Source organism: Streptomyces brevispora (assembly GCF_007829885.1).
Taxonomy (GTDB): Bacteria; Actinomycetota; Actinomycetes; order Streptomycetales; family Streptomycetaceae; genus Streptomyces; species Streptomyces brevispora.
This window is the reverse complement of sequence record NZ_VIWW01000002.1, coordinates 524,203-543,531: the sequence shown is the minus strand read 5'-3', so window position 1 is coordinate 543,531 and position 19,329 is coordinate 524,203. Positions and strand designations below refer to the sequence as shown.

The 19,329-nt window shown below is 71.9% G+C and carries 17 protein-coding genes; 5 read left to right on the top strand and 12 right to left on the bottom strand.

Annotation, left to right across the window (positions count from 1 at the left end; genetic code table 11):
* Window positions 1–37 precede the first annotated feature (37 nt).
* The 6 genes from FHX80_RS31910 to FHX80_RS31885 form a co-directional block, all read right to left on the bottom strand.
* Entirely contained in the window at window positions 38–793 is a 756-nt protein-coding gene (locus FHX80_RS31910) for an antibiotic biosynthesis monooxygenase (RefSeq protein WP_145767960.1), read from the bottom strand.
* Window positions 794–866: 73 nt separating this feature from the next.
* Window positions 867–2,348: an FAD-dependent monooxygenase gene (locus FHX80_RS31905; protein WP_145767959.1), complete on the bottom strand. Its 1,482-nt coding sequence runs from the start codon at window positions 2,346–2,348 to the stop codon at window positions 867–869.
* A complete protein-coding gene (locus tag FHX80_RS31900; protein WP_145767958.1) occupies window positions 2,335–3,525 on the bottom strand; it encodes an FAD-dependent monooxygenase in 1,191 nt (396 codons plus the stop codon). Before FHX80_RS31900 ends, FHX80_RS31905 begins: the two co-directional genes overlap by 14 nt.
* Window positions 3,522–4,487 carry an aromatase/cyclase gene (locus FHX80_RS31895; RefSeq protein WP_145767957.1) on the bottom strand — a complete coding sequence of 322 codons (966 nt, stop codon included), beginning with the start codon at window positions 4,485–4,487 and terminating at the stop codon, window positions 3,522–3,524. Before FHX80_RS31895 ends, FHX80_RS31900 begins: the two co-directional genes overlap by 4 nt.
* A 43-nt stretch (window positions 4,488–4,530) precedes the next feature.
* Complete coding sequence (locus tag FHX80_RS31890) at window positions 4,531–6,006, bottom strand: FAD-dependent monooxygenase (protein WP_145767956.1); 1,476 nt, start codon at window positions 6,004–6,006, stop codon at window positions 4,531–4,533.
* A gap of 90 nt (window positions 6,007–6,096) precedes the next feature.
* The gene (locus FHX80_RS31885) at window positions 6,097–7,128 is read right to left on the bottom strand and encodes a methyltransferase (protein WP_145767955.1); all 1,032 of its coding nucleotides are present in this window, start codon (window positions 7,126–7,128) and stop codon (window positions 6,097–6,099) included.
* A 312-nt stretch (window positions 7,129–7,440) separates the two neighbouring features.
* Between FHX80_RS31885 and fabG the strand changes: the two genes are divergently transcribed.
* The gene (gene fabG / locus FHX80_RS31880; protein ID WP_145767954.1) at window positions 7,441–8,226 is read left to right on the top strand and encodes a 3-oxoacyl-ACP reductase FabG; all 786 of its coding nucleotides are present in this window, start codon (window positions 7,441–7,443) and stop codon (window positions 8,224–8,226) included.
* Between the two features lie 40 nt (window positions 8,227–8,266).
* A complete protein-coding gene (locus FHX80_RS31875) occupies window positions 8,267–8,884 on the top strand; it encodes a mycothiol-dependent nitroreductase Rv2466c family protein (protein ID WP_145767953.1) in 618 nt (205 codons plus the stop codon).
* 8 nt (window positions 8,885–8,892) lie between these two features.
* Here the strand turns inward: FHX80_RS31875 and FHX80_RS31870 are convergent, their stop codons facing one another.
* From FHX80_RS31870 to FHX80_RS31860, 3 genes are all read right to left on the bottom strand, one after another.
* The gene (locus FHX80_RS31870; RefSeq protein ID WP_244318714.1) at window positions 8,893–9,771 is read right to left on the bottom strand and encodes an NmrA/HSCARG family protein; all 879 of its coding nucleotides are present in this window, start codon (window positions 9,769–9,771) and stop codon (window positions 8,893–8,895) included.
* Between the two features lie 81 nt (window positions 9,772–9,852).
* Window positions 9,853–10,128, bottom strand: a complete 276-nt coding sequence (locus FHX80_RS31865; protein WP_145767952.1) for an acyl carrier protein — start codon at window positions 10,126–10,128, stop codon at window positions 9,853–9,855.
* 30 nt (window positions 10,129–10,158) lie between these two features.
* The gene (locus tag FHX80_RS31860) at window positions 10,159–10,887 is read right to left on the bottom strand and encodes an SDR family oxidoreductase (protein ID WP_145767951.1); all 729 of its coding nucleotides are present in this window, start codon (window positions 10,885–10,887) and stop codon (window positions 10,159–10,161) included.
* Between the two features lie 219 nt (window positions 10,888–11,106).
* Between FHX80_RS31860 and FHX80_RS31855 the strand changes: the two genes are divergently transcribed.
* From FHX80_RS31855 to hemG, 3 genes are all read left to right on the top strand, one after another.
* Entirely contained in the window at window positions 11,107–12,573 is a 1,467-nt protein-coding gene (locus tag FHX80_RS31855; protein ID WP_145767950.1) for an FAD-dependent monooxygenase, read from the top strand.
* A gap of 44 nt (window positions 12,574–12,617) precedes the next feature.
* Entirely contained in the window at window positions 12,618–14,078 is a 1,461-nt protein-coding gene (locus tag FHX80_RS31850) for an FAD-dependent monooxygenase (RefSeq protein ID WP_145767949.1), read from the top strand.
* Between the two features lie 131 nt (window positions 14,079–14,209).
* Window positions 14,210–15,694 carry a protoporphyrinogen oxidase gene (gene hemG / locus FHX80_RS31845; RefSeq protein WP_145767948.1) on the top strand — a complete coding sequence of 495 codons (1,485 nt, stop codon included), beginning with the start codon at window positions 14,210–14,212 and terminating at the stop codon, window positions 15,692–15,694.
* A 122-nt stretch (window positions 15,695–15,816) separates the two neighbouring features.
* Here the strand turns inward: hemG and FHX80_RS31840 are convergent, their stop codons facing one another.
* The 3 genes from FHX80_RS31840 to FHX80_RS31830 all read right to left on the bottom strand — a co-directional run bounded on the left by FHX80_RS31840 (window position 15,817) and on the right by FHX80_RS31830 (window position 19,327).
* Window positions 15,817–17,568 carry an FAD-dependent monooxygenase gene (locus FHX80_RS31840; protein ID WP_145767947.1) on the bottom strand — a complete coding sequence of 584 codons (1,752 nt, stop codon included), beginning with the start codon at window positions 17,566–17,568 and terminating at the stop codon, window positions 15,817–15,819.
* A 167-nt stretch (window positions 17,569–17,735) separates the two neighbouring features.
* On the bottom strand, window positions 17,736–18,197 hold the full coding sequence (locus FHX80_RS31835) for a pyridoxamine 5'-phosphate oxidase family protein (RefSeq protein ID WP_145767946.1): 462 nt from the start codon (window positions 18,195–18,197) through the stop codon (window positions 17,736–17,738).
* Window positions 18,194–19,327 carry a threonine aldolase family protein gene (locus FHX80_RS31830; RefSeq protein WP_145767945.1) on the bottom strand — a complete coding sequence of 378 codons (1,134 nt, stop codon included), beginning with the start codon at window positions 19,325–19,327 and terminating at the stop codon, window positions 18,194–18,196. Before FHX80_RS31830 ends, FHX80_RS31835 begins: the two co-directional genes overlap by 4 nt.
* Between the last annotated feature and the right edge of the window lie 2 nt (window positions 19,328–19,329).

Sequence of the window (19,329 nt, the reverse complement as noted above, 5' to 3'; positions counted from 1 at the left end):
TCGCCAGGGGCCCTGCGTCTGTGGGGGGTCCGGAGGTTCAGGCCGCGGCGGCCTCGGCCACCGGCTGCTCGGCGGAGCGGGTGTGGACCGCGCGGTAGCCGTTCCAGTCCACACCGGTGGTCAGGGCGTAGCGCTTCTCCTGGTAGGCGTCGCGGGCCCGGATCCACTGGGCCTCGGGCTGGTTGCGGAAGGAGTCGTAGAACACCTTGCCGTCCCACTGCGAGTAGACGACGACGAAGTCCTGGTCGGTGCCGACGGTGGCCAGGGTGCCCTCGCCGCCGTCCAGGTTGCGGGAGCGGATGCCGCGCATGATGCTCTGCGAGCGGTAGCCGGGGACGTCCACGAGCCATTCGTGGGCGGCCCCGAGGGTGTCGACCAGGGTGCCCTGCTGCTTCGGCTTCACACCGAGGATCTCGATGACCGTGTAGTCGTCGCGCTCGGGCGAGACCTCGGTGACCTCGCCGTACTCGGGGTGGCGCTGGCTCAGCGCCACTTCGGTCTGCATCAGGCGGACGTAGGTGGTGATCTCGCGGAAGACCGGCACCGTGTGGTGCTTGAACTCGGAGTCGTTGTAGCGGGACTCCAGGTCGTCCATGCCGCGCCACTGGATGAAGTTGGCGGTGCCCGGGTTCTGCCGGCCGCGGTGGACGGTGCTGGAGATCCAGCCCGGGTAGGCGGCGACGTCCACGATCTTCTTCATCTCGTCGACGAGGGTGTCGACCCGGTCGCGGGAGTCGGTCTTGAAGAGGTTGAGGACGGTCAGGTGGCCGGCCTCGGGGCTGATGAACGGCATCGCTGCTCCTTGAACATGTGGTGTGCGGATGAGAGGGCGGCGTCCCGCGGACGGGCGGGGCACCGGATGTCGCTCAGTTCTGGGAGGCGGCGCCGAACCAGCGGCTCAGTGCGTCGGCGAGGCCCTCGGTGCCGGCCCGGCCGGCGCCGATCCAGGCGGTGTAGCCGTCGGGGCGGACCAGGACCGCGTCCACCTCGGCGAGCGGGCCCTCGGGGCGGGCCTGGGCGGTGACGACATCGACGCGGTCGGCCCACGGTGCGGCGGCCTCGGCGACGGCGGGGTCTGCGGTCAGGTCGAGCAGGACCGGGTGCCCGGCGTGCAGGGTCTTGTAGGCGGTCGTCGCGCCGTTCTCGCGGGTGAATGCGAAGTCGGGCAGACGGCGGCCGAGCAGCGGGTGCTCGCCGGCCCCGGCGTCGTAGGTGATGTCGAAGCCGGTAACGAGGCCGACGAGGTGTTTGCGGACGTCCTCGTAAGCGAGGAGCTCGGCGAAGACGGCGCGCATCGGGTCCATCTCGGGGCCGCCGAGGTACAGGCTGCGCTGGGCGAGCGTGTTGGCGATGATGCGGGCGGCGACCGTGCGGCGCTCGGTGTCGTACGTGTCGAGCAGCCCCTCGGGGGCGTGGCCCTTGAGGGTGGCGGCGAGCTTCCAGCCGAGGTTGACGGCGTCGCCGAGGCCGGCGCTGATGCCCTGGGCGCCGATCGGCATGTGGATGTGCGCCGAGTCGCCGGCGAGGAAGACGCGGCCCTTGCGGTAGGCGGCGGCCTGGCGGCTCGAGTCGGTGAAGTAGCTGAGCCAGACGGCGTTGCCGCCGGAGATGTCGTCGCCGGTGACCCGCTTGAAGGAGTCGGCGACCTCCTGGAAGGTCGGCGGCTCGGAGGTCGGACGGACGCCTGCGTCGCGCTCGAAGCAGACGACGCGTGTGGTGTTGGGGCCGACCGGTAGGACGACGACCATGCCGGCGTCGCCCAGCTCGCCGGTGGGGCGCAGCCGCACCTGGACGTCGGTGACGTCGGCCATCAGCATCTCGATGGTGGCCGCGGTGCCGGGGAAGTCGATGCCGGACAGCTTGCGGACGATGCTGCGGGAGCCGTCGGCGCCGACCAGGTAGCGGGCTCGCAGGGTGCGCGGGCCCTCGGGGGTGTCGGCGGTGACCTCGACGCCTTCGGCGTCGTCGGTGAGGCCGGTGACCTCCCAGCCGCGGCGGATCTCGGCGCCGAGGCCGGTGGCCCAGGTGGTGAGGTTGGCCTCGGTGAAGGCCTGCGGGACGCCGCGTACGCCGAAGTGGCCGCCGGGGAGGACGGTGTAGTCGAGTGGCAGGCCGCCGAAGTGGCCGACCGGGATGACGCCCATCTCGCCGAAGGACTCCAGGAGGCCGCGCTGGCCGAGCTCCTCCATGGTGCGGGCGGAGAAGCCGAGGGCGCGTGACTGGCGCATCGGCTGGGCGAGCCGCTCGAGGACGAGGGCCTCGATGCCGGCGAGGCGGAGTTCGCCGGCGAGCATGAGTCCGGTGGGGCCGGCCCCCACGATGATCACGTCGGTGTCAAAGTCCTGCACTGTCGTTCCTTCCTTCCATGGGTGTCTTTGCTGCCGGAAGCCGGTCGTTGAGGTTGCTCGCCATCGAGGTCAGATGGGCGCGGACCTCGTCGAGGCCGATCAGCTCGGAGAGGACCGCGCGCAGTGGTTCGGTCTCCGGGCCGTCGAGCATCAGTTGTTCCTGGGCCGCGACGTGGTCGAGGACCCGGGCGGCGGCGGGGTGGCGGGCCTGGTGGTAGCTGTCGAGGAGTCCGGGCGCGGCCGTGCCGTGTACGGTCTCGGCGAGTTTGGGGCCCAGGTCGGCCGCGTCCTGGAGTCCGGTGTTGAGGGCCTGGCCGCCGACCGGCGGGTGCCAGTGGGCGGCGTCGCCGGCCAGCAGGATCCGGCCGCGCCGGTAGCTGTCGGCCTGTCCCTTGGCGTTGTCGAAGGCGTCGAGCCAGAGCGGGGTGCCGCGGGAGATGTCCTCTCCGGTGACGTGCCGCCAGGCGTCGGCGATCTCGGTGAAGCGGGGCGGGCCGGTGCGGGTGGGCACGGTTGCGCCGAAGGCGTGGACCATGATCCGGGTGATGCCGTCGCGGGTGTTGGCCACGGCGAAGCCGTCGGTGAGCCGCTCGAAGCGCCGGTCGCGGAGGTTGAGTCCGCGGAGGTCGGCGCGGAGCAGTTCCTTGGTGGCCGGGGTGGCGGTCACCGGGATGCCGGCGAGCCGGCGGACGGTGCTGTGGGCTCCGTCGCAGCCGACCACGTACGCCGCGCGGAGCTCCAGCGGTCCTTCGGGGCCCTGGATCCGGCAGAGGACGTGGTCGGGCTGTTCGGTGAGTCCGGTCAGCCGGTGGGAGCGGAGTGTTTCGGCGCCCAGTTCCGCGGCGCGGGCGCCGAGGGCGGCTTCGGTGCGGTACTGGGGGACCTTCCAGTTCCCGGCGTGCGGGCTGTCGACCGGGCTCAGGTCGAAGCCGAGGCCGCCGAAGTGCGTTCGGGGTTCGTGGGCGGCTTCGGCGAGGAGGGCGTCGAAGCCGTGCTCGTGGAGCAGTTCGGCGGTCCGCGTGGAGAGTTGGGTGGCGCGCGACTCGGTCATCGGGCGGGCCCGCTTCTCCACGAGGACCACCGGGACCCGGGCTCGTCCCAGCCCGCAGGCGAGCAGGAGCCCGACGGGGCCCGCGCCGACGATGAGGACCGGTACGTCCGCCCGGGCCGGGGTCACGACTCCGCGCCCCCGCCCTGGCCGGTGAGGGCTTCGGCGTGGGCCTTGGCGAGGCCGAGGGTGGCGAGGCTGTTGGTGCTGAGTGCGCTCTGGACGAACGCGGCGGCGGTCTCGGGCGTGGCGTCGGCGCCGAGGACCTTGGTGATGTTCTCGGTGTTGATGCGCACGGTGTGGCGGGAGGTGACGGCGACGCCGCCGCTGTCGCGCTCCTCGATGAGCCAGCGGCCGGTGTGCAGGGTCATGAGGGCGGGCAGGACGATTTGTTTGTAGACGATCGTCGTGGCCGGTGTGCAGACGCGGACGGAGCGGGTCGTGTGGGTGCTGCCGTCCTTGGCGCGGGTGTCCATCTCCAGGATCTGGAGGCCGGGCACGTCCTCGTCCAGCTGGACGCGGCCGACGTGCGGCAGGCGCTCCTGCCAGAGCTGGGCCTCGTTGAGGAAGTCGTAGACGTCCTTGCCCTGGCCGTCGACGTGGACGGTGTCCTCGAAGGTGATGAGCCGGTCGGGGCCGGTGGCCTCGGCGCTCGTCCTGAGGGCCTGGAGTTCAAAGTCGCTGTTGCGGTCGACGGCCTGCTGGATCCACTCGAGGTCGGCGGGGTCGTCGGTGGCGGCGTGGAAGTCGTGCAGGAGGCGGACCCGGGAGGTGGTCTCGGTGAGGGGCTCGACCGCCCAGGCGCCGCCCATGCCGCCGACGGGGTGCTGTGAGCGTTCCTGGCGGAACGTCACGGTGAGCTTCCCGGCGTCGTGTTCGCGGCGGGAGGTCCAGGTCTTGGCGGTGCCGTTGGCGGTCGCCCAGAGCCGGATCAGTTCAAGGTCGCCCGTGCGTTCGACGACCTCGGCGTGGACGGTGGGCGGGAAGGTCTCGGGCCAGCGGGTGATGTCGGCGACCAGTGCGTAGACCCGTTCGGCGGGGGCGTCGACGTCGATCGTGTGCTCGGTGCGGTGGATGACGTGCTCGGTCACGTGTGTGTCTCCTCAGAAGTAGCGGGGCGGCCCGTGGCCTGCCTCAGGCGGCGGTGGTCTCGCCGAACCAGCGCTGCAGCGCGGCCTCCAGGCCGCCTCCGGCCGGTGCGGTCCAGGCGATGTAGCCGTCCGGGCGGACGAGTACCGACTCGGTCGTGGCCCCGCCCTCCTCCGGTCCGGCGGGGAAGGTCCGGACGTGGACCACGTCGACCCGGTCGGACCAGCCGGCGGCCGTCGCGGCGGTGGCGCCGGTCGCGTCCGCCGTGATCAGGACGCCGCGGGCCGGGTGCAGCAGCCTGGCGATCCGGTCGGTGCCACCGTCGGCGAGTTCCAGCTCGCGGTCGGCCATCCGGCGGCCGAGCAGCGGGTGGCCGGCGCTCCCGGCGCCGACCTCGTAGGCGAGGTCGAAGCCGCTGACCATGCCGGACATGTGCCGGGCCGCCGCCGGGATGGCGAGGAGTTCGGCCATGACGGTCCGCAGCGGCTGCACCGAGCTGCCGGTGAGGTTGAGCGTGCCCTGGGCGAGTGTGCCCCGCAGGACGCGGGCGCCGACCGGGTGCCGTTCGGAGTGGTATGTGTCGAGGAGTCCGTCCGGGGCGTGGCCCGCGATCGTCGCCGCCAGTTTCCAGCCGAGGTTGCAGGCGTCCTGGACTCCGATGCTGAGGCCCTGGCCTCCGGCCGGCAGGTGGATGTGCGCGGCGTCGCCGGCGAGCAGCACCCGGCCGCGCCGGTACTCGGTGGCCTGGCGGGTGGCGTCGGTGAAGCTGCTCACCCAGCGCGTCTCACCGTGGTGGATGGAGTCGCCGGTCAGCCGCTGCCAGGCGTCCGCGACCTGTGCGAAGGTGACCTCGCCGCGGTCCGGCGGGGTGCCGTTCTCACAGACGATGATCCGGGTGTAGCCCTCCTCCAGTGGCGCGGCCATGACCATGCCGCCGGGGAGGAGTTCGCCGATCATGCGGGGTTTGATGTCGGCGCCCTTGACGTCCGCGAGGTACATCTCGCGGGTGGCGTCGGAGCCGGCGAAATCGAAGCCCGCCAGGTGCCGGACGGTGCTCCGGCCGCCGTCGCAGCCCACCAGGTAGCGGGCGGTGTGCTCCTGGACCCCCTCCGGGCCGTTCACGGTCACGGTCACGCCGTCGGCGTTCTCGGTCAGAGCGGTGAACTCGTAGCCGCGGTGCAGGAGCGCGCCGAGTTCGGTGGCCCGGTCCTCCAGCATCTCCTCGATCTTGTACTGGGGGGCGCCGCGGACGCCGAAGTGCGAGCCCTCCAGGATCCCGTAGTCGATCGGGATGCCGCCGAAGTGGCCCTGGCGGGTGATCTCGATGTTCTCCAGGCGTCCGAGGATGCCGCGCTGCTCGAACATCTCGGTGGCGCGGGCGGTGAAGCCGATTCCGCGCGACTCCCAGCTCCGCTCGGCCCGTTGCTCGAAGATGACGACGTCGGCGCCGCCGAGGCGGAGCTCGGCCGCGAGCATCAGACCCGCGGGCCCTGCCCCGATCACTATGACATCGGTATTCATTGCTTCCTGTCCTGATCCTCGGCTTTTCTGCGATGGGAGGGGAACGGGCGTCGCGTCCGGGCGGATCGGCCTCAGACGATCGAGACGGCCTCAGACGGTCGGGACGGCCTCGATGATGGAGATCGGCGCGGAGGTGGGGACGACGCGGGTGAGGGTGAAGCCGGCCTTCGCGAACAGTTCGCGGTACTCGTTGAGCGTGCGCTCCTGGGCGCCCAGCATCAGCATCAGCCAGAGGTCGATGGCCTGGCCGAGGTGGTGGTCGTTGCCCTCCGGGAGGACGTACTCCATGACGAGCAGCTTGCCCTCGGGGCCCATCGCCTCACGGGCGTTCTTCAGCGCCGTTACGGCGTCTTCCTCGGAGAAGTCGTGGATGATGTGCTTGATGAGGTAGGCGTCGCCGCCGGGGGGCAGCTTGTCGAGGTAGCCGCCGTGCTCGATGGTGAAGCGGTCCGCGACACCGGCGGCCTCGAAGTACGCCTGGGAGTCGACGGTCGCGACCTCGGAGTCGTACAGGACGCCCTTGAGGTCCGGCTCCTTCTGGAGGATGCCGGCGAGCAGGTTGCCGCGGCCCGCGACGACGTCGACGACGGTGTTGAACTGCGAGAAGTCGTACGCCTGAACGAGCGGGGCCGTCTCGGACTCGGAGAGGCCGCCGAACGCGTGGAAGAAGACCTGCGCGTACTCGGGGTTGGCGTGGAAGAAGTCCAGGGCGCCCATGCCGCGCAGCTTGGGCAGGTTCGGCTCGCCGGTCTCGACGGCCGTGAGGAGGTGGCCCCACTCCTCGTGCAGGATGGGGTGGTTCATGAGTACGGCGAAGCCGCGCATGGTGTCCGGGGCGTCCTCGCGGAGCTTGTCGGAGAGCGCGGTGTTCTCGAAGGAGCCGTCCTCGCGGACCGCGAAGACGCCGTGGCCGGCGAGGGCGCGCAGCACGCGGCGGGTCGACTTGGCGTCGGTGCCGACGCGCTTGGCGATCTCCTGGACCGTGAGCGGGCCGTCGGCGAGGACATCCGCGACACCGAGCTTGGCCGCGACGGAAAGGGCCTGGGTGATGACCGCACCCTGGATGAGATTGAGCAGCGCGTAGGAGTCGGACTGGTCGCGGACCTCGGGCGTTGCGGACATGAATTTCCTTTCGAAGCGCTTCTTCCGTGGATTCATGGACGATAGGTCTGCACTTCTCGGTCCCGCAACCATGCTTTTTTTGAATTTGTTGACTTGAACGTTCAACCGGAGAATTCGGGCGGTTGAACGATATTGGTTCGGAAGGTTGTGGCCGGGCTTGTCATCTGATGGTGCGGCAGGTGGCGGGCGGGTGGGGAACCGTCTGTGAAAATGCGCCGGCCGCCGTTACCTCCACCTCGTCTCGACCGGGAATCCGGCCTTCCTTGTCAGGTTGTCCCGGCACCACATACACCCCGAGAAGGAGCAGGCGGAATGGCGGACAAGGGACAGCAGGTAGCGCTGATCACCGGCGGCACGAGCGGCATCGGCCTGGCCGTCGCCGAGAACTTCGCGCGCCAGGGCCACAGCGTCTTCATCTGCTCGCGGAACGCCGGGAGCGTCATCGAGACGGTCGGCAAGCTGCGCGCGCAGGGCTACGAGGCCGACGGTGCGGCCGCCGACGTCAGCAAGCCGGAGGACGTCACTCGTCTCGTCGATGCCGCCGTCGCGCGCTACGGCAGCATCGACATCCTGGTCAACAACGCCGGCCGCAGCGGCGGCGGTGTGACCGCGGAGATCGCCGACGAGCTCTGGTACGACGTGATCAACACCAATCTCACCAGTGTCTTCCTGATGACCCGTGCCGTCCTCACCACCGGCGGCATGCGCGAGAAGCGGAGCGGCCGGGTCATCAACATCGCCTCCACGGCCGGTAAGCAGGGCGTCGTCCTCGGTGCCCCGTACTCGGCCTCCAAGCACGGTGTCGTCGGCTTCACCAAGGCTCTCGGCAACGAGCTCGCCCCCACCGGCATCACGGTCAACGCCGTCTGTCCGGGGTATGTCGAGACGCCGATGGCCCAGCGTGTCCGTCAGGGCTACGCCGCCGCGTACGACACCTCCGAGGGCGCCATCCTGGAGAAGTTCCAGGCCAAGATCCCGCTCGGCCGCTACTCCACGCCGCAGGAGGTCGCGGGTCTGGTCGGCTACCTGGCCTCGGACACCGCCGCCTCCATCACCTCGCAGGCGCTCAACGTCTGCGGCGGCCTCGGCAATTTCTGATCGCATCCGCCGAGGCGGCAGAGACATCAAGGAGGCCGACGTGCCGCACACCACCCCGACCCCGGTGGACTTCTGGTTCGACCCGACCTGCCCCTGGGCCTGGCTGACCTCCCGCTGGGTCCTGGAGGTCGCGGCGCACCGGCACCTCGATGTGCGCTGGCGCGTCATGAGCCTGGCGGTCCTCAACGAGGGCCGGGCCGGCCTGGACGAGCGCTGGCACCGCGATCTGGCGCTGCGCATGGAACCCGTACGGGTGTGTGCCGCCGCCGAGGAGCGGTACGGGCACGGGGTCCTCGGCCGGCTCTACACCGAGCTCGGCACCCGTTTCCACCTGGCCAAGGCGCCCAAGGAGCGGGCCACTTACGCGGCGGCGCTGGCCGCCGCGGGCCTCGATCCCGGCCTGGCCGATGCGGCCGGGTCCGAGGCGTTCGACGACGCGGTGCGCGCCTCGCACGACGAGGGCATCGGCCGGGTCGGCCCGGATGTGGGCACTCCTGTCATCGCGGTGGGCGACGTGGCGTTCTTCGGTCCCGTGGTGACTCCCGCCCCGCGGGGCGAGGACGCGGTACGGCTCTGGGACGGCGTCCTCGCCGTGGCCGGGACCGACGGCTTCTTCGAGCTCAAGCGGACCCGCACCCACGATCCGCTCTTCTTCTGAGGGCCCGGTCAGTGGTGCGCACCGGCTGTCGGAGCCGTCCAGTTCTCGGCCAGCCAGCTTTCCAGGGAGACCAGGCCGGGCCGCTTGCCGCGCAGCGTCGGCAGGTCGGCCCGGTAGCCGTCCCGCTCGAACCAGTCGAACATGTTGGCGAGGTCCTGGCGGGCCGCGCGCAGCGGTTCGATGGGCAGCTGCTGGAAGCGGGTGGGGACTCCGGAGACCGCTTCGAAGGCCGCGGCCATCTGCGGGCCGGTCAGGTCGTCGCCGGCGATCTCCACCGTCCTGCCGAGCCAGCTCTCCGGGTCCTCGAAGGCGTCCGCGGCGAAGACGCCGATGTCGCTCGTCGCGATGAGCTGCACGGAGGTCTCCGGGTCCAGCCACATACCGAGGACCAGTTCGTCCTGGACCCGGCGCGGGGCGATGTCCAGCAGGATGTCGTGGAACATGACCGGCCGCAGCACTGTCAGCGGCAGGCCGAGCGACTTCAGGTACTGCTCGATCCGCAGCTTGCTCTCGAAGTGCGGGACCCGGGTGTCCCGGTCCGCGCCGCCGACCGAGCTGTAGACGAAATGCTTCACCCCGGCCCGTACGGCCGCGTCGGCCACCGCTCTGCCCTGGCGCTCCTCCGCCTCGCAGCCGCCGGGGCCGCGGAAGGTCTGGACGCTGAACACGCCGTGGACGCCGTCCATCGCCGCCACCAGCGAGGTCTCGTCGTCGAGGTCGCCGCGCACGAGTACGGCGCCCGCCCGTGCGAGGGCCCTGGCCTCGTCCTTGGCCGGGTCGCGGACGAGTGCCCGCACCGCGTGGCCGCGGCGCAGCAGTTCGCGGGCCACCGCCCCGCCTTGCCGGCCGGTACCGCCCAGCACCATGATCGTCTCTTCAACCGCCACTGTCTGCCTCCATGTCTGTGGTCCGCCGCGTCCGCGTACGGCGTGCCGTCGGGTCGTGCGCGTCGTTGGGGTGGGGCGGGTTCAGGCTGCCGACAGCACCTTCAGCTGGAGCAGCGAGTTGACGAAGTCGACCAGTTGCCGTGCGGTGTTGATGGCGTCGAGTTCGTCCTCGCACAGTTCGATGCCGAAGTCCCGCTCCAGCCGGCTGTACGTCTCCAGGAGTGCGAGCGAGTCGTAGCCCAGCTCCTCGAAGGCGCGGTCCGGCGCCTCCTCGAGCGAGAGCGCGTCCTCGGCCTCGCCGGCGCACTGGAGCATGATGGTCTGGAGGTCACCGATCGTGATCTGCTGCAAGGCCATGCCTCTTTCTGTGTGGATGGGCGTTCCGCGCTACCACGGAACGGGGCCTTCGTCCGCCAGGCAGGTGCCCGACGGGCCGGTCTCGTCCAGGAGGGCGAGCCGGACCACGATCCCGGCGCCCTGGGCGGGCGTCCGGTGGCCGCGGTGGTGGTTGATGTCGGTGGCCACCACTCCGGGGAGGGCGGCGTTGACCTTGATCGGGGTGTCGCGCAGTGCCTTGGCGTAGGCGACGGTGACGGCGTTGAGCGCGGTCTTCGAGGACTGGTAGGCGATCATGTCGAGGCCGGCCAGCGGGGAGTCCGGGTCCGCGTTGAGCGTCAGCGAGCCGACGTGGCTCGACAGGTTGACGATCCGGCCGGCCGGGGAGCGGCGCAGCAGCGGGAGCATCGCCCCGGTGACGGTGACCACGCCGAAGACGTTGGTCTCGTAGACCTCGCGGAGGTCGGCGGCGGTCGCGCCGGGGGTGGTGCCGGTGAAGCGGCCGGCGACGCCGGCGTTGTTCACCAGGATGTCCAGGCGTCCGTGGCGGCGCTCGATCGTGGCGGCGGCTTCGGCCACGGAGGCCGGGTCGGTCACGTCGAGGACCACTGCCTGCGCGGTGATGCCGTCGGCGGCGAGGGCGTCGGCGGCCTGCTTGCCGAGGACCTCGTCGCGGGCGCCGAGGAGCACGACGGTCCCCCGCTCACCGAGCTGCCGTGCGACGGCGAAGCCGATGCCTTTGTTGGCGCCCGTGATGAGGGCGATCTTCTCGACCGGCATGTCCCTGCCTCTCTCCCTTTTCTCGGGGACCGAATGACCCATGGAGTGAAGGTAGTAAGTGGCAAAACCCGGGAGCACCTCCGACATTGCCATCGGGTTCAGTGTTCAACCATGGAATATCGGTGTTCAAGCAGGTGTATTGCGCAGTCGAACGCCCCTCCCCCGCGCGGGTATTCCTTTCATTGCGACCGAACAGGCCGCTGGGTAGCTTCCCCTCACATGAAAAACATTGACGTCATCGTCGTCGGAGCCGGCCCGGTCGGCCTGATGCTGGCCGGAGAACTCCGCCTCGGCGGAGTGGACGTGGCCGTGTACGACAAAGAGCCCGCCCCTTCCGGGGAATCGCGCGCCCTCGGGTTCAACCGGCGTGCCGCCGAATCGCTCGGACAGCGCGGGGTGCTCGACCGGATCGGCGCGTTCCGCTGGGGTCCGATGGGCCACTTCGGCGGGGTCCGTTTCGACCTCGGCATGCTCGACGAGGACCACAGCGGAGTGCTGGGCCTGTCCCAGGCACGCACCGAGGAGGCGCTCGCCGGCTGGCTGGCCGAACTCGGTGTGCCGGTGCTGCGCGGGCGCGAGGTGACCGGGCTCCGGGAGACCGAGGACGCCGTCGTCGTCGCGTACGACAGCCCCGAGGGTCCGGGCGAGGGGTCCGCCGCGTACGTCGTCGGCTGTGACGGCGCGGGCAGCACCGTCCGGCGGCTCGCCGGCATCGCGGCCCCCGGGTGGACGGCCACCCGCGGCATGTACACCGCCGAGATCACCGGCCTCGCCCTGCGTCCGCGGCCGATCGGCGAGCGCCTTCCCGGCGGCTCCATGGTCGTGTGCACCCCGGTCGGCGAGGGCCGTTTCCGGGTCGTGGTCCACGACCTCGCGCTGCCCGCGGACCCGGACACGCAGACGCTGACCTTCACGGAGGTCGCGGACGCCTGGCAGCGGCTGACCGGCGAGTCCATCCACGGTGCCGAGCCGCAGTGGCTGTGGGCCACCGGTAACTCCGCCGCCCTGGCCGAGGAGTTCCGGCGCGGCCGTGTCCTGCTGGCGGGCGACGCCGCTCACGAGATCCCGCCGCTGGCGGCCTGGGGCCTGAGCGCCGGTCTCCAGGACGCCGCGAACCTCGGCTGGAAGCTGGCCGCCACGGTCAAGGGCTGGGCCGGCGAGGGGCTCCTGGACACGTACGAGGCGGAACGGCGGCCGGTGGGCAGGGAGTTGATCCGCAATGCCCGTGCCGCCGGAAGAATCTACCTCGGCGAGGAGGCGATGGACCCGGTCCGCGAGGTCATGGGCGAGCTGCTCGCCCACAAGGACGCGGCGGAGCAGGTCGCGGGGATCGTCAGCGGTCTCGGCATCCGCTACGAGCTCGGCAAGGGCGAGCACCCGCTGCTCGGCCTGCGGATGCCGCCGGGACGTGAACTCACCCTCACCGACGGCACCGTGACCCCCGTCGCCGGCCTCCTGCGCACCGGACACGGCCTCCTCATCACCACCGACCCCGCCCTCGCCCGCCTCGCCGAGGGACTCGAGGACCGCCTCGACATCGTCACCGGCACCTGGAACCAGGCCTACGAACCCGGCCTCGACGCCGTCCTGATCCGCCCCGACGGCTACGTCGCCTGGACCTCCCCCGGCACCACCGACGAACTCACCGGCACCCTCGCCCGCTGGTTCGGCACCGCCCAGCGGTGACCGGCGCCTCCCGCGGAACCCAGGAACCGATAAGGAGCACACACATGCCCAGGGATGTCATCGTCGTCGGAGCGGGCCCGGTCGGCCTGATGCTGGCGGGCGAACTGACGCTCGGCGGCGCGGACGTCGTCGTCTACGAACGTCTGGCGGCCCCCGCGCGCGAGTCGCGCGGCGCCAGCCTCACCAAGCGCACCGCCGAATGCTTCGACCAGCGCGGGCTGCTGGGTGGCCTCGGCCCGACCGAGCCCGCCGACGCGCACTTCGGCGGGGTGCCGATCGACCTCGCCCCGCTGGCCGAGGACCACCACGGACGCCGGGGCGTGCCGCAGTTCCGCACCGAGCGGATGCTGGAGGAGTGGGTGACCGGGCTCGGTGCGGAGATCCGGCGCGGCCAGGAGGTGACCGCCTTCGAGGAGACCGACGAGGCCGTACGTGTCCTCGCGGCCGGCCCGGACGGCCCGGCCGAGGAGAGCGCCGCGTATCTCGTCGGCTGCGACGGCGGGCGCAGCTCGGTCCGCAAGCTGGCCGGGATCGGTTTCCCCGGCAGCGAGGGCCGGCGCGGCTTCCTCAGTGCCGACGTCACCGGCATCGAGACCCGCAAGCGGCGTATCGGCGAGAACCTGCCGGGCGGCAGCATGATCATGGCGATGGACCTGGAGAACGGTGTCACCCGCATCGTCGTCCACGAGGCCGGCATGGCGCCGCACGACCGTGCCTCCCTCACGTACACCGATCTGGCGGACGCCTGGCAGCGGCTCACCGGCGAGTCCCTGCACCACGGGGAGTGCCGGTGGCTCGGCTGCTTCACCGACGCCTCGCGGTCCGCCGCCGTCTACCGGCGCGGCCGGGTGCTCCTGGCGGGCGACTCGGCGCACATCCAGCCGCCGGCGATGGCGCAGGGTCTGAGTGTGGGCGTGCAGGACGCCGTGAACCTCGGCTGGAAGCTGGCCGCGACGGTCAGGGGCTGGGCTCCCGAGGGGCTGCTCGACACGTACGACGCGGAACGGCGTCCGGTGGGCGAGCAGTTGGCGCGCAATGCGCGGGCGGCGATCGAACTGCGGCTCACCGGCGAGGACATGGACCCGGTGCGCGAGATCATGGGTGAGCTGGTGCGCCACGAGGGCCCCGCCGGGCACCTGGCGGGGATGGTGAGCAACCTCGGTGTCCGCTACGAGCTCGGCAAGGGTGAGCACCCGCTGCTCGGCCTGCGGATGCCGCCGGGACGTGAACTCACCCTCACCGACGGCACCGTGACCCCCGTCGCCGGCCTCCTGCGCACCGGACACGGCCTCCTCATCACCACCGACCCCGCCCTCGCCCGCCTCGCCGAGGGACTCGAGGACCGCCTCGACATCGTCACCGGCACCTGGAACCAGGCCTACGAACCCGGCCTCGACGCCGTCCTGATCCGCCCCGACGGCTACGTCGCCTGGACCTCCCCCGGCACCACCGACGAGCTCACCGGCACCCTCGCCCGCTGGTTCGGCACCGCCCAGCGGTCGTAGAGCGGGGGTCCAGCCGGTCTCGACCGGGGTTCCGGGAGCGCCACCGAGACTGCGGACACAGCCGTCCCCGGGCACCGATCGCGGCGTCCGGGGGCGGCTGACTACACCGTAACCATGAAGGAGCTGGTGGAATGGCTGGCAGCGAACGGGATCAGGTGACCGGCACGCCGCACGTGGTCGTCGTCGGAGGTGGGATCGCGGGCCTCTCGGCGGCGTTCCATCTGCGCAACGAGCCGGTGCGGGTCACGGTCCTGGAGGGGTCGGACCGGTTCGGCGGCAAGCTGAAGGTCTCCGAGGTGGCGGGCGTCGCCGTCGACGAGGGTGCGGAGTCGCTGTACGCCAACCGGCGCAGGACCACCGGTCTGATCAAGGATGCCGGGCTCGGCGAGCGGATCCTGCCGGCCGGGGTGACCGCCTCGGCGATCTGGTCCAGGGGTGTGATCCGGAACCAGCCGGACCGTCAGTTCATGGGTGTGCCCTGTGACATGGAGGATCTGGCCCGGTCCGGTGTCCTGTCCGAGGAGGGTGTCGAGCGCGCCCGGCAGGACCTGTTCCTGCCCTCCTTCGACCGGGACGCGGACGTGTCGGTCGCCGACTACGTCGGGGGCCGCTTCGGCAAGGAGGTCGTGGACCGCCTCGTCGAGCCTTTTCTCGCGGGGGTGTTCTCCGGCCGCGCCGAGGACCTGTCCTTCGAGGCGACGCTGACGCCGCTGGCGAAGGCCTCCCTGCGCCAGGCCTCCCTCGCGGAGGCGGCGGGCGCCCTGGTGCCGGTCCTCGCCCCGGGCGAGAAGCCGCCGCCGGTGAGTGTGGCGACCCTTGAGGGCGGCTTCGGCTCGCTGCCCGAGGCCGTCGTGCGGGAGACGCTCGCCGCGGCCCCCGGCACCGTTTTCCGTACCGGTGCCCCGGTCCGCGAGCTGGCGCGCTCCGCCGACGGCTGGCGGATCACGGTCGGCCCGGCCGGGTCGCCGGAGCTGATCGAGGCCGATGCGGTCGTCATCGCCACCCCGGCGGGACCGGCGGGCGGCCTGCTCGGCGGCGTTCCGGGGGCCGGCGCGGCCGTCGCCGCCCTGGACGAGGTGCGGTACGCGGGCGTGGTGGTGGTCACCCTCGCGTACCCGAAGTCGGCGTTCCCCGGTGGCGGGCTCTCGGGCCGCGGCTACTCGGCGTACCGGGTGCCGGCGGTGGAGGGGAAGCTGGTCAAGGAGGTCACCTTCACCACGGTGAAGTGGCCGCATCTGGCCGGTGAGGTGGAGATCGTCCGCTGCTTTTTGGGCCGTTTCGGCGAGGACCGGGTGCTGGAGCGGGACGACGCCTCGCTCGTCGCGGTGGCGGCGGCGGAGCTCGCCGGGGCGACCGGGGTGAGAGGTGTGCCCGTCGAGTCCCGGGTGAGCCGTTGGCAGGACGCCCTGCCGCAGTACACCGTGGGCCACCTGGACCGGGTGGACCGTATCCGGGCGTCCGTGGCGACCCAGCCGGGTCTCGCGGTGTGCGGTGCGCTGTACGACGGCGTGGGTGTGGGTGTCTGCATGGCCACCGCGCGCAAGGCTGTCGGCGAGGTGCTGTCCTGGCTGGCGAAGAAGGGCGACGCGGCGCGGCCGGTCGCGGCAGCGGTCTGAGGAGGTCCGCCCGGAACGAGTTCTCGTTCCGGGCTTCTTCATGTCCGCAGGAGCGGTACGCATGACGGGTGTGGCCGTACCCCTCGGGGTACGGCCACACCCGTCATGCGTACGGTCGGGCGTCAGCGGTCCAGGACGGCGGCGAACGCCTCCGTCAGGGCCTGCTCCGGGTCCTGGGCGCCGTCCGTGGCGCGCCACGCCACGTGCTGGTCGGGGCGGATCAGGAGTGCGCCGGCCTCGCCGGTCCCGCGCACGGCCGCCCAGCCGCCGTCCACGTCCTCGTACGCGCAGCCCGCGCCGATCCGGACCGTGGTGATGGGGACCGAGAACTTCTCGGCCGCCCGCGCCGCCGCCCGGGTCCATGCGTCGCCCTGGGCGCCGGTGATCAGCGTGAAGCGGCCGGTGCCGGTGAGGTCGAGGGTGGAGAGGCGCTCGCCGTCCCTGGCGAGCCAGGCGTGCGGCAGGCGGTGGCCCGGGCGGGAGGTGGGCGTGTGCGCGTTGCGCATCGGGACGCGGGCCGGCGGCTCGCTGCCGTCGGGGACGATCGCGCCCCTCTCGTAGCCGAAGCCGACCTCCATGTCGAGTGACTGGCAGCCGCCGCGGTGGGTGTGAAAAATTTCCAGGGCGCGTGCCCGGGTGGTGTCGCCGATCCAGGACGGGTCGAAGTACGCCTCCAGACGCCGGCCGCGGCGGTCCGCGGGGATGTTGTGGCCGGCGCCGATGGCGTCGATGACCGTCTGGTGGTGCTGGGCGGCGGCGACGGCCCAGTCGACGTTCTGGCGGCCGATCGGCCGGCGCTCGGCCTCGTAGGTGTCGATGAAGCTCTCCGGCGCCCGGCCGCTGAGGATGGCCGCCAGCTTCCAGGCGAGGTTGTGCGCGTCCTGGATGCCGGTGTTGAGGCCGAGGCCGACGGCCGGCGGCTGCTTGTGGGCGGCGTCGCCGGCGATGAGGACCCGGCCCACGCGGTAGCGGTCGGCGAGGACCGCGTCCACGATCCAGTCGGTGACCTTGTGCACGGTGATGTCCAGGTCCGGGATGCGGAGCAGCTCGCGGATGCGCGGGATGACGGTCTCGGCGTTCCAGCGCCCGGGCGGGCCCGGGGCGAAGTGGAGGCCCCACTGCTCGCACTTCTTGCCCCAGGTCGGCCCCATCTCGATGAGGTTGCTGGAGAGGTCCGGGTCCTTCGGGCTGAGGAAGTGGGTGATGAGTGTGCCTTCCTGCCACCATGCGGACAGGTCGGCGGAGAAGTACGCGGTGGTGGTGTTGACCAGTCCGGGCGGGCCCTCCATGCGGATGCCGGCCTTCGGGCCGACGAACTTCCCGCCGTCGGCGCCGATGAGGTACTTGGCCTTGACCGTGGTGCTCTCGCCGGTCTCGACGTTGCGCAGCTCGGCGAGGACGTGGTCGCCCTCGTCGGAGAAGGTGGTGACCTCGTGGCCGAAGAGGACGCGGCCCGGATTGCGCTCCTCCGCGTGGCGCTTGAGGATCGGTTCGAGCCACATCTGCGGCAGCTTGGCCGGCAGGACCGGGCCGACCGCCGCGTACGCCGGTGTCAGTTCTCCGCCGCCGAAGGCGTCCATCTCGTGGATGAGGCGCCGGTCCATCGGGCCGTCGCCCGCGAGCGTGGTCATCCAGCGGACCTTGCCGAACAGCTCCAGCGGCGCGGCCTCGGCGAGGACGTCGTCCGCTATCCCGTGCTGACGGAAGATCTCCATCGTGCGCTGGTTGAGATAGTGGGCCTTGGGAATCCTCGACGTGTCCGAATGGCGCTCCACCAGCAGATGGTCGACGCCCTGGTCGGAGAGGAGGACGGAGGCGGTGAGACCGCACCCGCCACCGCCGACGATCAGGACCGGAACCTCGATTGCTTCCATGTTCGCCCTTCCAGAAATGACGGATGCCTTGCCCGCGCAGCCTGGCAAGGCACTCTGCAGCTCCGGTCAAGAACGGCTGGACTCCGCCTCCGCCCGGCCGGTCGGGGGCCCGGCCGGTGGAGGCGGTGTCGTCGGGGGCGCGGGGGGTGCCGCGGCCGGGCGGTGTCTCAGCCGAGCCAGGCGCCGTCGCGCATCAGGCCGCGGCCGGCCAGTTCGTTCGCCTCGCGCCAGGCCTGCACGCGCTGCGGGCGGATGCGGAAGTACTGGTACGGCTCGTCCTGTTCGCGCGGGTCGAAGCCGGTCTTCGCCGCGAAGGCGTCGCCCGTCCTGTGGCCGAGCTCCTCGGTGTCGACCGGCTCCGCGACGCCGTTGACGATGACCACGTCGCGGGTCGGGCCGATGCCGATCCGCACCCGGCCGTCGGCGAACAGGTTGCGCCCGGTGACCGAGGCGCGCGGGGTCGAGACGAGGATCGCGGAGCCGTCCCACAGGAACGAGAGCGGGATGAGGTGGACCCCGCCGCCGTCGGCGCCCGTCGTCGACAGCCACAGGTCGACGTCGTTCTCCAGGCGTGTACGGGTGTCCTTGAGCCGCTCGTCCAGGGTCCGGGGTGCCGCCGCGTCCGTCATGCTTCCTCCATCGTTGTCAGGGAGCCTCCCCGGTCGGGGAGTTGTCTCCTGGGGCCGTCCGGCCGGTCAGAGGGCACGGCGGCCCTCACGGCCGCCAGCGCCCCCACGGCCTCGCGCACACCGATCATGTCGTGTGCCCGGTGCGTCACGAAGCGCACATGTCCGTTGGGGAGCGGCAGGACGCGCACGCCGTGCAGGGCGAGGCGTGCCGCGCAGGCGTCCGGGGTGAGTCCCGGGACGCGTGCCATCACCATGTTCGTCGGGTGCGCCGGACCGAGGACCTCGACACCGGGTAGGGCCCGGAGTCCGGCGGCGAGCGCGGCGGCCGTGGCGTGGTCGGCGGCCAGCTCCGGCAGCCGTCCCAGGGCGATGAGCGCGGGCGCCGCGACCACTCCGGTCTGGTGCAGGGAGCCGCCGAGCCCGGTGCGCAGCTCGCGGGCGCGGGCGACGTATGTGCGGCTGCCGCCGAGGAGTGCGCCGAGGGGTGCGCCGAGGGCCTTGGAGACCGAGAAGGCGACGCTGTCGGCGGGTGCGGCGAGCGTCGCGGGCGGGACGCCGAGGGCGACGGCGGCGTGGGCGAGGCGGGCCCCGTCGAGGTGGAAGTGGGCGCCGTACCGGTGGGCGAGGCGGGCGACCGTGCGGGTCGCGGCCTCGTCCAGGGCGTTGCCGGAGCGCATCATGCTCGTGTTCTCCAGGCAGACCACGGTGGGGCGGCCGGTGCCGGCGGCGAGCAGTTCCTCCAGGTGGCCGGGGTTCAGGAGTCCGTCGGCGTCCTGCTCGGCCAGGACGGGGTCGAGGCCGCCGAACCGCCGCAGCCCGTCGGCCTCCAGGAACCCCATGTGGCTGTCGGCCCCGACGATCAGCCGGGTTCCGGCCGGGCCGGGGAAGGCCGCGAGGGGCGCCAGGAGGTTGGCCATGGTGCCGGTGGGTACGAACAGCGCGGCTTCGGTGCCGAGGAGTTCGGCGGTGCGGGCTTCGAGCGCGGCGGCTGTCGGGTCGTCGCCGTACACGTCGTCGCCGACCTCGGCCAGAGCGCTCGCCGCGCGCATCCGTTGGTCCGGGACGGTCCGGGTGTCACTGCGGAAGTCGAGCCGGGGGTCGGGTACGGGCTCGGGGGCGCCGGTCGCCACGG

What these genes read in the sequence shown, in the direction of transcription:
- FHX80_RS31865 (WP_145767952.1), bottom strand. Translation starts at nt 10,128, where the DNA reads ATGGCCTTGCAGCAGATCACGATCGGTGACCTCCAGACCATCATGCTC.
- FHX80_RS31910 (WP_145767960.1), bottom strand. Translation starts at nt 793, where the DNA reads ATGCCGTTCATCAGCCCCGAGGCCGGCCACCTGACCGTCCTCAACCTC.
- FHX80_RS31835 (WP_145767946.1), bottom strand. Translation starts at nt 18,197, where the DNA reads ATGACGGACGCGGCGGCACCCCGGACCCTGGACGAGCGGCTCAAGGAC.
- hemG (WP_145767948.1), top strand. Translation starts at nt 14,210, where the DNA reads ATGGCTGGCAGCGAACGGGATCAGGTGACCGGCACGCCGCACGTGGTC.
- FHX80_RS31885 (WP_145767955.1), bottom strand. Translation starts at nt 7,128, where the DNA reads ATGTCCGCAACGCCCGAGGTCCGCGACCAGTCCGACTCCTACGCGCTG.
- FHX80_RS31840 (WP_145767947.1), bottom strand. Translation starts at nt 17,568, where the DNA reads ATGGAAGCAATCGAGGTTCCGGTCCTGATCGTCGGCGGTGGCGGGTGC.
- FHX80_RS31850 (WP_145767949.1), top strand. Translation starts at nt 12,618, where the DNA reads ATGCCCAGGGATGTCATCGTCGTCGGAGCGGGCCCGGTCGGCCTGATG.
- FHX80_RS31855 (WP_145767950.1), top strand. Translation starts at nt 11,107, where the DNA reads ATGAAAAACATTGACGTCATCGTCGTCGGAGCCGGCCCGGTCGGCCTG.
- FHX80_RS31860 (WP_145767951.1), bottom strand. Translation starts at nt 10,887, where the DNA reads ATGCCGGTCGAGAAGATCGCCCTCATCACGGGCGCCAACAAAGGCATC.
- fabG (WP_145767954.1), top strand. Translation starts at nt 7,441, where the DNA reads ATGGCGGACAAGGGACAGCAGGTAGCGCTGATCACCGGCGGCACGAGC.
- FHX80_RS31890 (WP_145767956.1), bottom strand. Translation starts at nt 6,006, where the DNA reads ATGAATACCGATGTCATAGTGATCGGGGCAGGGCCCGCGGGTCTGATG.